General features: G+C 66.6%; 8 protein-coding genes and 1 pseudogene. 1 reads left to right on the forward strand and 8 read right to left on the reverse strand.

Annotation, left to right across the window (positions count from 1 at the left end; all coding sequences use genetic code 11):
- Positions 1-4: 4 nt before the first annotated feature.
- Genes CBI38_RS10825 through CBI38_RS10835 form a run of 3 tightly spaced genes read right to left on the reverse strand, consistent with a single transcriptional unit; the run spans position 5 to position 5,683 of the window.
- On the reverse strand, positions 5-1,420 hold the full coding sequence (locus CBI38_RS10825) for a neutral zinc metallopeptidase (protein ID WP_109328738.1): 1,416 nt from the start codon (positions 1,418-1,420) through the stop codon (positions 5-7).
- Between the two features lie 46 nt (positions 1,421-1,466).
- Positions 1,467-3,665: a 1,4-alpha-glucan branching protein GlgB gene (gene glgB / locus CBI38_RS10830; RefSeq protein ID WP_109328740.1), complete on the reverse strand. Its 2,199-nt coding sequence runs from the start codon at positions 3,663-3,665 to the stop codon at positions 1,467-1,469.
- On the reverse strand, positions 3,665-5,683 hold the full coding sequence (locus CBI38_RS10835; protein WP_109328742.1) for an alpha-1,4-glucan--maltose-1-phosphate maltosyltransferase: 2,019 nt from the start codon (positions 5,681-5,683) through the stop codon (positions 3,665-3,667). Before CBI38_RS10835 ends, glgB begins: the two co-directional genes overlap by 1 nt.
- A gap of 214 nt (positions 5,684-5,897) precedes the next feature.
- Between CBI38_RS10835 and glgP the strand changes: the two genes are divergently transcribed.
- A complete protein-coding gene (gene glgP, locus CBI38_RS10840; protein ID WP_109328744.1) occupies positions 5,898-8,498 on the forward strand; it encodes an alpha-glucan family phosphorylase in 2,601 nt (866 codons plus the stop codon).
- On the opposite strand, the gene CBI38_RS10845 is transcribed toward glgP, so the two are convergent.
- From CBI38_RS10845 to CBI38_RS10865, 5 genes and pseudogenes are all read right to left on the reverse strand, one after another.
- Positions 8,469-9,230 (reverse strand): hypothetical protein, encoded by a 762-nt coding sequence (locus CBI38_RS10845; protein ID WP_162603207.1) that lies wholly within the window; start codon positions 9,228-9,230, stop codon positions 8,469-8,471. The genes glgP and CBI38_RS10845 overlap by 30 nt on opposite strands.
- A gap of 205 nt (positions 9,231-9,435) precedes the next feature.
- Positions 9,436-9,708: pseudogene (locus tag CBI38_RS38965) on the reverse strand (ATP-binding cassette domain-containing protein); the annotation flags it as partial.
- A gap of 54 nt (positions 9,709-9,762) precedes the next feature.
- Entirely contained in the window at positions 9,763-11,811 is a 2,049-nt protein-coding gene (locus CBI38_RS10855; protein WP_109328750.1) for an ATP-dependent DNA helicase, read from the reverse strand.
- Positions 11,812-11,820: 9 nt separating this feature from the next.
- Positions 11,821-12,453: a nicotinamidase gene (locus tag CBI38_RS10860; RefSeq protein ID WP_109328752.1), complete on the reverse strand. Its 633-nt coding sequence runs from the start codon at positions 12,451-12,453 to the stop codon at positions 11,821-11,823.
- A complete protein-coding gene (locus CBI38_RS10865; protein ID WP_257792476.1) occupies positions 12,450-13,784 on the reverse strand; it encodes a nicotinate phosphoribosyltransferase in 1,335 nt (444 codons plus the stop codon). The genes CBI38_RS10860 and CBI38_RS10865 overlap by 4 nt, the downstream gene beginning before the upstream one ends.
- Positions 13,785-13,822 lie beyond the last annotated feature (38 nt).

Here is a 13,822-nt window from a genome sequence, read left to right on the forward strand (position 1 = left end):
CGGGTCAGCGGTAGCGTCCCTCGCAAGCCTGCTCGCCGCCCAGCACCCCGGTGCGGAAGGCGTCGACCCGGGAGAACCCACTCGGAACGGTCTCGCCGTTGACATCGCTGGCGGCGAGCCCGTCGGTGAGCAGCCCCGACACTGCCTCGTCGAGGTCGCCGGGGGAAAGCCACACACTGCCTTCTTCCAGGGTGGCCGGATTTTCCGGGCTCAGTGCCGTGGTGATGACGCCGGACAAGCAGGCGGCGCGCAGAGCTGTCTGCGGTGAATGAAGGTCGTCTCCGCGATCCTTCTGCAGGGCCAGGGTGTACCGCGACGCCAGCAGAACGTATGCGTTGTAGTCGCCGGTCAGATCGGTCTGGAACAGCTCACGCCGGCCCAGCCGACCCGGTGTGCCACGCTCGGCAAGGGCATCGACACTGACGCCGATGGTGTTGCTCGCCGGACAGAACGACACCGGCTCGGTGACCTCGGCGTCTCTGCAACCGAGGTCCGCGCCGTCGAAGTTCAGCTCCGGCGGATCGTTGAGGTCGAAGATCTGCTGGAACGACGTGAAGAACGCCTCCAGCGACTCCTCGGTGACAGGTAGTTCACCGTCGTCGGATTCATCGGCAAAGAACTGAGGGAGGTCGGCACGGCGGGAATCGATCTCCTTCTCGTCGATGCGCGTACAGGGTGCGGGGCCGTCGGTGAATCCGATCTGCGTGGCGGTGACCCGCTCGAACGCCGAACCGTGAACATTGCCGGGGTCGCTGGGATCGGTATCGCCGATCGCGACCGCCGACGCCAGCACCTTGTTCAACCCGTCGGAGGTGTTCAACGTGAAGTGGGGTGACTTGTCTTCCGCGATGTGCCGCATGAATGCCCCGCCGAAGCAGTCGGCCTGCTGCTCGCGAACGATGCCCCCGCCCACCTCGACCTCGGCGATTCCCGCCTTGGTCTGAACGGCATGTCCGTACTCGTGGGCGAGGACGAAAACCGCGGCCACCACACCGAACTTCTCCACGACCTCGGGTAGGAGGAGCGCGCGGTCCCAGCCGATGGTGTGGTCGGTGCTGCAATACCCGGCATTGAGCAATTCTTCGGTGCTGTCCCCGCAGAACCGCGGACCGTCCGAATCCCGGGGGTCCCACGAAATCAGTTCTTCGACCGGTTCGAAGTCGCGATGGAACAGAGCGGGGAACTGGGTGCGCCAATAGGATTCGATGTCGCTGACAGCATTGGCGACCATCGTGTCGATCTCGCCGCCGTCGGTACCGGTGACGGGAAGGTCGGCGCCCGGCACCCCCTTCCGGGCCCCACTCGGCCCGGACGTGGCGTCCAGGCCGGCCACCTTGAAGGGATCGTCGTAGATGGAGGCGGCGTCGCCGTCGATCGATCGCGCGCAGCCGCACAGTATGACCAGGGCGAGCACACCCATACCCACGACCCACTGCCGACGTCTGGTCAACAACGCCGTGCTCTCATCAACGCTCCAGACTCATCCAGATCGCGCCGTTGGCCGGCAATGCCACCTCGGCAGAGGCGGGCCGCCCGTGCCATGGCTGCGAAGTTGCCGTCACTGCCCCGAGATTTCCCCAACCCGACCCCCCATAGATTTCGGCGTCGGTATTGAGGATCTCACGCCATGTGCCCAATTCGGGCAAGCCCACTCTATAACTGCCGTGTGGCGTACCCGAGAAATTGAACAGACACGCCACGATCGAACCGTCGGTGCCGTAGCGGAGGAAGCTGAGAACGTTGTTCGCGGTGTCATTGGCATCAATCCACGAGTAGCCGCCCGGGGACGTATCGAGCGTCCACAGCGCGGGATGCGCCCTGTAGGTGGCATTGAGATCGCTGATCAGTTTCAGGAGACCGCCGTGCAGGCGTCCGGTGTGGGGATCGTCGATTTCGTACCAGTCGAGGCTGCGCTCTTCCGACCACTCCCGCGTCTGGCCGAACTCCTGCCCCATGAACAGCAGTTGCTTGCCGGGGTGCGCCCACATGTACGCCAGCAGAGACCGGACACCCGCAGCTTTCGCATAGTCGTCCCCTGGCATCCGAGTCCACAACGTGCCCTTGCCGTGCACCACCTCGTCGTGGCTGATGGGCAGCAGATAATTCTCACTCCACGCATAGACGAGCGAGAAGGTGATCTCGTGGTGGTGATAGCTCCGATGGACGGGATCGTGACCGAGATACCCGAGGGTGTCGTGCATCCAGCCCATGTTCCATTTCATGCTGAATCCGAGACCGCCGATGTTCGTCGGGCGGGTGACACCGGGCCACGCCGTCGACTCCTCGGCAATCGTGACGACCCCAGAATGGTGCTTGTGGACTGTCGCGTTCATTTCCTGAAGGAAGTCGACTGCTTCGAGATTCTCCCGGCCACCGTGGATGTTGGGCGTCCAGCCGCCTTCCGGTCGCGAGTAGTCGAGGTAGAGCATCGACGCCACCGCATCGACGCGGAGCCCGTCCACATGGAACTCGTCGAGCCAGAACAGGGCATTGGCAACGAGGAAATTACGAACCTCGCGTCTGCCGAAGTCGAAGACGTAGGTTCCCCAGTCGAGCTGCTCACCGCGCCGGGGATCGCCGTGCTCGTACAGCGGGGTGCCGTCGAAACGGGCGAGCGCCCACTCGTCCTTCGGGAAATGGGCAGGTACCCAGTCGACGATCACGCCGATCCCCGACTTGTGGAGGCGGTCGACGAACCACCGGAAATCGTCGGGGGAGCCGAAGCGCGACGTGGGCGCATAGTACGACGTCACCTGGTAACCCCAGGATCCACCGAACGGGTGCTCGGCGACCGGCAGCAACTCCACGTGGGTGAAACCGCACTCGGTGACATAGGTGGCCAATTCCTCGGCCATGTCGCGGTAGCTCAACCCGGGACGCCACGAGGCGAGATGCACTTCGTACACACTCATCGGCGATTGTGTCGGGTCGGTGCTCGCCCGCTGCTCGAGCCACTCGGCGTCATCCCATTCGTGCGTACTGATCGCCACGCGGGACGCTGTCGCCGGCGGCACCTCCGTGGCGAACGCCATGGGGTCCGCCTTGTCCCGCACGCTTCCGTCGCGGCCGTGGACGCGGAACTTGTACAGCTCGCCGACCTCGATACCGGGAATGAACAGCTCCCAGACACCGGTGGAGCCGAGCACCCGCATGGGAAAGGTCTCGCCGCCCCAGCCGTCGAAGCTGCCGATCACGCTGACCCCACGGGCAGCCGGCGCCCAGACGGCAAACGACGTGCCGGTCACCGTTCCGTCCGGGGTGTCGTACGAGCGTCGGTGCGCCCCCAGAATTTCCCACAGGCGCTCGTGCCTGCCCTCCCCGAAGAGGTGCAGATCGAGCTCACCGAGGGTCGGCAGGAAGCGGTAGCCATCCGCCGCGAGGTCGGTGTGGCCGCCGGGCCACGTCGTCGACACCCGGTAATCGATCAGGTCACGGTAGGGAACCAGCGCTCCCCACATACCGTGCGCGATGTGCTCGAGTGGGAAGTTCTTTCCGCCGATCACCGCTTCGACGGACTCGGCCCGCGGGCGCAGAACTCGGATGACCGTGCCGTCGGGGTGGGGGTGTGCCCCGAGGACGGAATGCGGGTTGTGGTGAATGCACCGCGCCAGCAGATCCAAATCGGCGTCGTCGGGTGCGATTGCAGTGGGCGGTTGGACGGCCACTATGTACCTCCGCGGTATGCCAGCTTCGTCCTGGCCGGATAGGGGATGGACGGCAGAGCCAGAATATGGGCCACCGAACGCCAGGGCTCGAGACGTACGAAGTTCGCCTGCCCCCAGTGGTATTGCTCCCCGGTGACCTCGTCGAGCACGGGTAGGTGGTCGTGCCAGTCACGTCCGAGTGCCGGCATGTCGAGCCACACCGTTCCCTGCTCGGCGCCGAACGGATTGAGGTTGATCACCGTCAGCACGGCGTCACCCGTGGTCGCATCGAACTTCGAGTATGCGATGAGTGCGTCGTTGTCGACGTGATGGAAGTGCAGGTTTCGCAGCTGCTGCAACGCCGGGTGCTGACGGCGGATGCGGTTGAGCGCGGTGAGCCATGGTTCGAGGGACTCACCGCGGGCGGCGGCACCTTCGAAATCCCGGGGGCGCAGCTGGTACTTCTCCGAGTCGAGATACTCCTCACTCCCCGGACGCACCGGAAGGTGCTCGTACAGTTCGTAACCCGAGTAGACGCCCCACGTCGGTGACAGAGTCGCGGCCAGTGCGGCGCGCAACGCGAACATGCCGGGACCGCCGGTTTGCAGGCTCTCGTGCAGGATGTCCGGGGTGTTGACGAAGAGGTTGGGCCGCGCCTCGTCGGCCTTCGCTGCGATCTCGTTGCCGAATTCGGTCAACTCCCATTTGGCCGTTCGCCACGTGAAATAGGTGTACGACTGAGTGAACCCGCGCCGGGCCAGTCCGTACAGTCGCGCCGGCCGGGTGAATGCCTCGGACAGGAACAACACGTCCGGGTCGGTCTTCTTGACCTCCGCGATCAGCCACTCCCAGAAGTCCGGTGGCTTGGTGTGCGGGTTGTCGACCCGGAAGATTTTCACCCCCGCGGCGATCCAGTGCCGCACCACGCGCAGCACCTCCGCGTAGATGCCGTCCTTGTCGTTGTCGAAGTTGACCGGATAGATGTCCTGGTACTTCTTCGGCGGGTTCTCCGCGTAGGCGATGGTCCCGTCCGGAAGGACCGTGAACCATTCCGGATGGTCCCGCGCCCACGGATGGTCGGGCGCGCACTGCAGCGCGAGGTCGATGGCGACTTCGAGGTCGAGTGCGCGCGCCGCAGCGACGAACGCCTCGAAATCCTGCATCGTTCCGAGCTCCGGATGTATCGCGTCGTGACCGCCTTCGGCCGATCCGATCGCCCACGGCGAGCCCACGTCGTCCGGCCCGGGAGTCAGCGTGTTGTTGGGTCCCTTGCGGTTGATCACGCCGATCGGGTGGATGGGCGGCAGGTACACGACGTCGAAGCCCATGGCCGCGATCCGGGGGAGGGCGGCGGCGGAGGTGGCGAAGGTGCCGTGCCGGGGCTTCCCGTTCTCGTCCCAGCCTCCCGTCGACCGGGGGAAGAATTCGTACCACGACCCGAAGAGCGCCCGTGTGCGGTCGACGAGGACACTGTGCGCTTCACTTCTGGTGACCAGATCACGTAAGGGATGCGCCCGCAGAAGTTCGGCGACGTCCGAACCGAATGCCGGGGCCACCCGCTCGCCGAGCGGATGCTCGGACCGCAACGATGCGGCGACACCGATCAGCCGCGAACGGTCGTTCCGCGGGACACCCTTGGCGGCACGCTCGAACAGCCGGGCGCCGTTCTCCAGATCGTTGGCCAGCTCGGACGGCCCCTGCCCGACCGAGAGCTTGGCCTCCACGGCATGCTTCCAGGTGGTGATCGGGTCGCTCCACGCCTCGATCCGGAAGGTCCACATTCCTTCACTGGTGGGCGTGAAGGAACCGTCGACGGTGTCAGGCGCAGGTCCAGGGTTCATGGGAATGCGAAAGGTCGCCGATCCGCCGGAGGATGCAGTACGGGGTCCTCGCACCGCGAGAGTGGCGGCCACGGCATCGTGCCCCTCCCGCCATACCTTCGCCCGCACGGGAAATACCTCCCCGACAACAGCCTTGGCAGGGTAACGCCCGCCCGAGATGTCGGGCATCACGTCGTCGATGCCGAGTCGACCTGTCACACTGGGCTCCGTTCCATAGTCGGAAGTTGCCGACGACGCTTCGTTCCGCCGCCGGTTTCAACCGTAATGGAGCAGACCGGTCCCTGTCCCAGTTGGCGACAGCGCCCCGCGGGAGGGGCTTGGAGACTGGGCCGCCGACGTGGCAGGTCGGCCGAACTCGCTCGCATCCCGCGACACGACACCACCCGGCCGGAAGTGCATTATTGTTCGCGAAGTGAAAGCCTTGCGTCGGTTCACTGTCCGAGCCCACCTTCCCGAGCGTCTCGCCGCGCTCGGCCCGCTGTCGACGAATCTCCGCTGGTCGTGGCATACGGCCACGCAGGAGCTCTTTTCGTTGCTGGACGAGGACCTGTGGCGGCGCGTGCAGTACGACCCCATCCGGATGCTCGGTGAAGTCGAACCGGCTCGCTTGGACGAGCTGGCCGAGGACGTCCCCTTCCTAGCCCGCCTCGACGCCGCCGCCGCCGATCTCGACCAGTACCTGTCCCGGCCGCGCTGGTACCAGAATCAGCAGGCGAAAGGTGTTTCGCTCGGTGGTGGGATTGCCTACTTCTCAATGGAGTTCGGTGTCAGCGAAGTGCTGCCCAATTACTCCGGCGGGCTGGGCATTCTTGCCGGTGATCACCTGAAGGCGGCATCGGATCTGGGTCTTCCGCTGATCGGTGTGGGCCTGCTGTACCGATCGGGGTACTTCCGGCAGTCCCTGACCGCGGACGGCTGGCAGTCCGAGCACTACCCGGCCTACGACCCGCAGGGATTGCCGCTGCGTTTGCTGACCGAGTCGGGTCCGGACGCCGGAACTGCCTCTCCCATCCTCGTTCACGTCGCGGTGCCCGGTGGCCGGGTGTTGCGCGCCCGGGTATGGATCGCTCAGGTGGGCCGGATACCGCTGCTATTGCTCGACTCCGACATCGCCGAGAACGACGCCGAGATGCGTGGGGTCACGGACAGGCTGTACGGCGGCGACCAGGATCACCGGATCAAGCAGGAAATCCTGGCCGGTATCGGAGGGGTCCGCGCGGTGCGGGCATACACTCAGGCGCACGGTCTGCCCGATCCCGTGGTCTTCCACATGAACGAAGGACACGCCGGGTTCCTCGGACTCGAGCGAATCCGCGAGTTGGTGACCGGTGCGGGACTTGCTTTCGACGAAGCACTGGCCACCGTGCGCGCGGGCACCGTCTTCACGACGCATACGCCTGTTCCGGCCGGAATCGACAGATTCCCCGCGGACCTGGTTCGGCACTACTTCGGCGGGGACAACGCCGAGAACGAATCTGCGCTGCTCCCCGGGCTGACGATGGATCGCATCATCGGCCTCGGCAGCGAACCGGATCCGTCGGTATTCAACATGGCGCACATGGGTCTGCGCCTCGGCCAGCGCGCCAACGGAGTGTCGAAACTGCACGGAATCGTCAGTCGCGCCATGTTCCGGCCACTGTGGCCGAACTTCGACGCCGACGAGGTCCCGATCGGTTCGGTGACCAACGGTGTCCACGCCCCGACCTGGGCGGCACCGGAATGGGTCGACCTCGCCACCCGCATCCTCGGACCCGAGCTGGTGGAGGAGGCCAAGGGCTGGGAGCGATTGCAAGAACTGTCCGCCGACGAGCTGTGGTCCACGCGCAACAGCCTCCGCACCAAACTGGTCGAGGAGGTACGACGACGCGTGCGGGCGTCCTGGATCGAGCGCGGCGCCACCTCCGCAGAATTGGGATGGACCGACGAAGTTTTCGATCCGGGTGTTCTCACCGTCGGCTTCGCCCGCCGGGTCCCCACGTACAAGCGGCTCACCCTGATGCTGCGCGATCCCGACCGGCTGCGCGCACTGCTCCTCGACGAGAAGCGGCCGGTCCAGCTGGTGGTCGCGGGGAAGAGTCACCCGGCTGACGACGGGGGCAAGGCTCTCATCCAGCAGATCGTGCGGTTTGCCGACGCAGCGGACGTTCGGCATCGGATCGTGTTCCTGCCCGACTACGACATGTCGATGGCCCGGTATCTGTATTGGGGTTGCGATGTGTGGCTCAACAATCCGCTGCGCCCGCTGGAGGCCTGCGGGACGTCGGGGATGAAATCTGCGTTGAACGGTGGACTGAACCTGTCGATCCGGGACGGGTGGTGGGACGAGATGTTCGACGGCGAGAACGGCTGGGCCATCCCGACCGCGGACGGGGTCGTCGACGAGACGCGCCGGGACGACCTGGAAGCCAGCGCACTGTACGAACTGCTCGAGCGGGCAGTGTTGCCGAGGTTCTACGACCGCGGTCCGGACGGTTTGCCCGTGCACTGGGTAGAGATGGTCCGGCACACCCTGCAGAACCTGGGCCCCAAGGTGCTGGCCTCGCGAATGGTGCGTGACTACGCAGTCCAGTACTACGCGCCCGCTGCGGATTCGGCGCGTACGGTGGCGGCCGACGGTTACGCGGGCGCCCGCGAGCTGGCCGAGTTCCGGCATCGCGTCGAGGCCGCCTGGCCGTCGGTTGCGGTGTTGCAGGTGGACGGCGAGGGACTTCCCGACACCCCGGAGATCGGCGCCAACCTGGTGCTGCGCGCCCATATCCGACTCGGTGCGTTGTCCGTCGAGGACGTCACCGTGCAGGCCGTCATCGGAAAGACGGATCTGGACGAGGAGCTCAGCGACATCGTCACCGTTCCGATGACGCACGACGGGTCCGACGGTGCGACAGAATTGTTCGTCGCAGACACCGCCCTTCCGCTGTCAGGGTCCGTCGGCTACACAGTGCGAGTGCTCCCGAAGCACCGGCTGCTCGTCGACCCCTCCGAGCTAGGCCTGGTGGCGGTACCGAGTATGTAGCTGGCGGCGGCCGACGTCCCGGTGGCGGAATCCGGCGGCGCCGGCGAGAACCAGGACAGTCGCGGACACGAGAAGCACGAATGGCGGGAGGAAGGACTCGGCCGGCAGGTTCGGGGTGTGGTGGAACGGTGACAGCACCCCGAACGTCTCCGGAAGCACGTGGGTGAACAGTGCGGCGACCAGAACGTAACCGAGGTACAACCACAACAGGGGCAACGCCCGCGGGACGAGCCCGTACACGGCTGCGCCCAGGCCGACCATCAGGAACAGTGCGGGTACGACGTTCAGAGCAGCCCCGATTGGCGCGGCCGAGGTGAGGCTCGCGCCGGTGCCCGCGGCCAGAGTGATCGTGGCGGCCGCACCGGCGATGATCAGCACATGGCTGGCGAACCACCTCGTGCGCGACCCCGCTGCGGCCACGGCCTCGTCGGTCGTGCCGGATGATTCCTGCGCGGATACCGATGTGAATGCAGCCACGGCGTACGCCGCGGCCAGTCCCGCCAGGATTACCAGGTGATGAGCCGATACCTCGTCGACGGTCGTGCGTGCGGGCAGCACCTTCCCGTGCTGACCGAGGATTCCGGGGGGGAGCGACAGCGCGAATACTCCCAGACCCCACACGAGGGCCTGAGCTTGCAGACCCTCGTGCTGCCAAAGCCGTAATTGCCGAGCGGGACTGGGCTGCTCGAGCGTGACCGCGTGGGGGCGGGAACAGTCCGGAACCGACGTCACGCCGGTCGACGGCGGCGTACGCGCACGCCGTGAAGATCACGGAGGCGGCGAGACCGATCAGCAGTGGCCACCATCGTTCGTCGACGTAGGCGCGGGTTGCGTGTGACCATCCTAGCGGCGACACCCAGGTGAGAAGGCTGCCACTGTGCTCGTGCCGGACTTCGCCCACGGCGTGGAGCGCAACGGCGACGCCGGTCGCGGCGATAAGGCTGGGCCAGAGCGCTACCTCGCCAGGCACGTACGCGACGCGCCGGCGCAAGGAGACCGAGTTCCGCCACGGATCCTGACCGAGCACCGTGGCCGTGCCACCGCCGGGGCGGAGCACCGAGCAGTATCCGGATCGTGGTGGTCTTGTCGGAACCGCCGGGTCCCGCAGACCGTGCACCTCGCCGGACTGCACCTCCAGATCGAGGCCGTCGAGGGCAAGGACGTCACCGAATTTCTTGTTCAGTGCTCGGACGGAGATCGCTGAGGCCATCGGACGAGCATAGGTGTGGACGGTCCCGGCGTCCGCGCGAGTCCGGTCTGCCGATCAACTACGCGAGTCCCGAATTCTGCCCAGGGCCTTGCGCACGACCTCGGGGTCGGACGTCTCCCAGAACGGCGGCAGCGACGCGCGGAGATATCCGGAGTAACGGGCGGTCGCCAGACGTGGATCAAGCACGGCGACAACACCTTTGTCGTCGACGCTGCGCAGCAACCGGCCCACTCCCTGGGCGAGGAGCAGTGCGGCGTGATTGGCCGCCACCGAGAGAAATCCGTTTCCTCCGCGAGACTCCACGGCCTTCTGCCGAGCCACCAGTAGGGGGTCGTCGGGGCGCGGGAAGGGAATACGGTCGAGGATGACGAGACTGAGGGACGGGCCCGGCACGTCGACGCCCTGCCACAGTGACAGCGTGCCGAACAGGGATGTCGGTTCGTCGCCGGCGAATGCCCGGACCAGGGCTCCGGTGGAGTCGTCACCTTGGCAGAGGACGGGAGTGTCGAGACGCTCACGCATGGCCTCGGCGGCAGCCTTGGCCGCGCGCATCGAGGAGAACAGGCCGAGTGTGCGTCCGCCGGCGGCGGCAACCAGTTCGGCGATCTCGTCGAGGTAGGAAGGAACCAGACCGTCGCGACCCGGCGGCGGAAGGTGCTTGGCGATGTAGAGGATTCCGGCGCGTGCGTGATCGAACGGCGAGCCGACGTCCAGCGCATTCCATTTCAGAGTGTTCGCGTCCGACGGTGCCTCGGTGCCGGTGGCCAATGCCGGATCGATGACGACGGACGATTCGGCCGGAAGTCCCCAGTTGACCGCCAGACCGTCGAAGGAGCCGCCGACCGTGAGCGTGGCGGACGTGAGGACCACCGTCGACTCGGCGAACAGCCGCGACCGTAGGAGGCCGCCCACAGACAACGGAGCCATCCGCACGACCCGCCGGACCGAACCCCGATTGTCGTCCGCGGCCAGCCAGACGACGTCCCGTCGCTGGGCGGGATCCGGCTCGTCGAACGCGCTGAGCACCCGGACGGCGCTGTCGTGCACTTCCTCCACCGCTGCCAGGGCGGTGTTACGTGCGGCGGCGGCCTCGGGATCGCTCAGCGCCATGCCCGGACGTGACGGACCGATGGCTGTGCGCAGTGACCAGGCGGCGTCACGGACAGCAGCGAGCGCAGGTGCCGCACCCGGTGGCAGCGCCTCCCACCGCTCCGGTCGTAGTTCCTCGAGAAGCGCCGCCCATCCTTCGCCTGCTGCTTCGAGGCGATCCGCGTCCTGCTCCTCGACCAGCTTGGTGCACCGGCGGGCTGCGGCGCTGATCGTCGATGCGGCGAGTTCGGCGGTGGCGACATTCGTGACGCGATCCACCAACTCGTGGGCCTCGTCGATGACCACCACGTCGTGCTCGGGGAGGATCGCGATTCCCGTGATGGCGTCGATGGCCAGCAGCGCGTGATTGGTGACGACGACGTCTACCTGGGACGCCTCCGAGCGGGCACGCTCGGCGAAGCAGTCCTCACCGACCGGGCACCGGGACTTGCCGAGGCATTCGCGCGCGGTGACGCTGACCTGCCGCCACGCTTTGTCGCTGACGCCGGGGGCCAGATCGTCGCGGTCACCGGTGTCGGTTTCCGAGGACCACTCGGTGAGCCGCTGCACCTCCCGGCCGAGGCGTGAGACCGCGAAGGGGTCGAACAGCTCGTCCGTCCGCGGTTCGTCGGCAGCTCCCGTGTGGATCTTGTTCATGCACAGATAGTTGTTGCGCCCCTTGAGGATCGCGAAGTGTGGCCGCCTGCCGAGAGAGTCCTCGAGGGCGTCGGCGAGACGCGGCATGTCGCGATCGATCAGCTGGCGTTGCAGTGCGATGGTGGCCGTCGAGACAACCACCGTCTTCCCACTCTGCACCGCATGCCGCACGCTCGGCACCAGGTAGGCCAGCGACTTGCCGGTGCCGGTTCCGGCTTGCACGGCCAGATGCTCCCCGGTGTCGATCGAATGCGCAACGGCCGACGCCATCGTGAGCTGGTTCGATCGTTCCGCACCACCCAGCGACCGCACCGCCGTGCGCAACAGCTCGGGGACGTTGGGAAGGTTTTCGGGCACCCGAGCAGGTTACTCGGGACCTACGTCAGAAATCGCTCCGCCATCGCAAGAGGCGTCTCGGTCACGGCCCTGCAGGTGAACGCCTGCGGCGCGCATCTCGGTCAGCGCCGACTCGACGGTCGTCGGAGAGACACCCGCAGTGAGGGGCAGCAGTACCCGGGTGGTGAACCCGGCCTTCGCTGCGTCCAGTGCCGTGGCTCGCACGCAGTGATCGGTGGCGATACCGACGATGTCGACGTCGGTGATCCCGGCGTCGTGCAACCACTTCTCGAGTCCCCAGCCCTCGGGATTGCTGCCCTCGAAGCCGGAATAGGCCGCGGAGAACTCTCCCTTGGAGAAAACCGTTGCGATACGGCTCGTGTCCAGGTCGGGATGAAATTCCACTCCCGGCGTACCCACTTTGCAGTGCACGGGCCAGGTGTCCACGAAGTCCGGTTCGTCGGCGAAGTGGTGACCCGGATCGACGTGGTGATCGATGGTCGCGGCGACAGCGTCGTAGTCGGCAGTGTCGAGGAAGCGGCTGATCGCGGCTGCGACCGCGGAACCGCCCTGGACGGCAAGGGCCCCGCCCTCGCAGAAGTCGTTCTGCACATCGACGACGAGCAGCGCACGGCGCGCTCGGATGCTCTCGGTGTCGCTCACAACGTCCTTCCCTGGATGGCACGGCTGTCGGCGTCGGCGAACCGGGTGGGAACAGCCGGATCGCCGTGGGACAACTTCAACCCCTCCCACGGCAGACTTACCAAACCTGCCGCAAGAAGCGATCGACTCTCTTCCAGGGTATCGGCGTCCGCGACGGCCTCGCCACCGCGCACCAGCGGAACGAGCAGGTCGCGGGCCTCGAGCCCGTTCTGTTCGGGTCGGGGCGCGCGCGCCGGATAGATCACTTCCTCCACGACGGTCCCGGTATCGCGGGAGAAGCGGACCGCCCGCTTCGCGCCACCCCGGGACGTCTTCAGACTGCTCCGCTTCTCGACGGGAATGCCGTTCACCTCGACGAGCTTGTAGACCATTCCGGCGGTGGGGGCACCAGAGCCGACGACGACGGCGGTGCCCACCCCGTACACGTCGACCGGCTCGGCGCGCAACGCCGCGATGGCGTACTCGTCGAGGTCTCCGGAAACGACGATCTTGGTCTTCGTGGCGCCGAGGTCGTCGAGTTGTCTGCGAACCTGACGGGCCAGGACACCGAGGTCGCCGGAGTCGATCCGGACGCCGCCCAATTCGGTTCCCGCGACCTCGACGGCGGTCTTCACGCCACTCGTGATGTCGTAGGTGTCGACGAGCAGGGTGGTCCCCACACCCAGCGCCGCCACCTGACCGCGGAAGGCCGCGGCCTCGTCGGGTCCGTCCGCGGTGGTGTGCAGCAGGGTGAACGCGTGTGCGCTGGTACCCGCGCCGGGTACACCGTGCCTGCGCACAGCCTCGAGATTCGACGTGGCGGTGAAGCCCGCGAGGTACGCGGCGCGTGCCGCCGCGACGGCAGACTCCTCGTGTGTGCGCCGCGAGCCCATCTCGATCATGGGGCGACCGTCCGCAGCGCTGACCATCCGCGCGGCAGCCGAAGCTATCGCGCTGTCGTGGTTGAGGATCGACAGGATCAGCGTTTCGAGCACCACGCACTCGGCGAACGTTCCGCTCACCGAGAGGATCGGCGAGCCGGGGAAATAGAGCTCACCCTCGCGGTAGCCGTCGATGTCCCCGGTGAAGCGGTACGTGCGCAGCCACGCCACGGTCGCGTCGTCGAGGAAACGTGAGACCACATCGATCTCGGCGTCCCCGAAACGAAAGGTCGCCAAGGCGGAGAGCAGTCGAGAGGTACCGGCGACCACCCCGTACCGACGACCGTCGGGCAGGCGCCGGGCGAAGACCTCGAAACTGCACCGGCGATGCGCAGAACCATCGGCGAGGGCCGCCGACAGCATCGTCAACTCGTACTGATCGGTGAACAATGCGCTGCTGTCTCGGGACACCCGGCCACTTTAAGCCGCGGTGTCGCGGGATGTGAGCT

This window comes from Rhodococcus oxybenzonivorans, from assembly GCF_003130705.1.
Taxonomy (GTDB): domain Bacteria; phylum Actinomycetota; class Actinomycetes; order Mycobacteriales; family Mycobacteriaceae; genus Rhodococcus_F; species Rhodococcus_F oxybenzonivorans.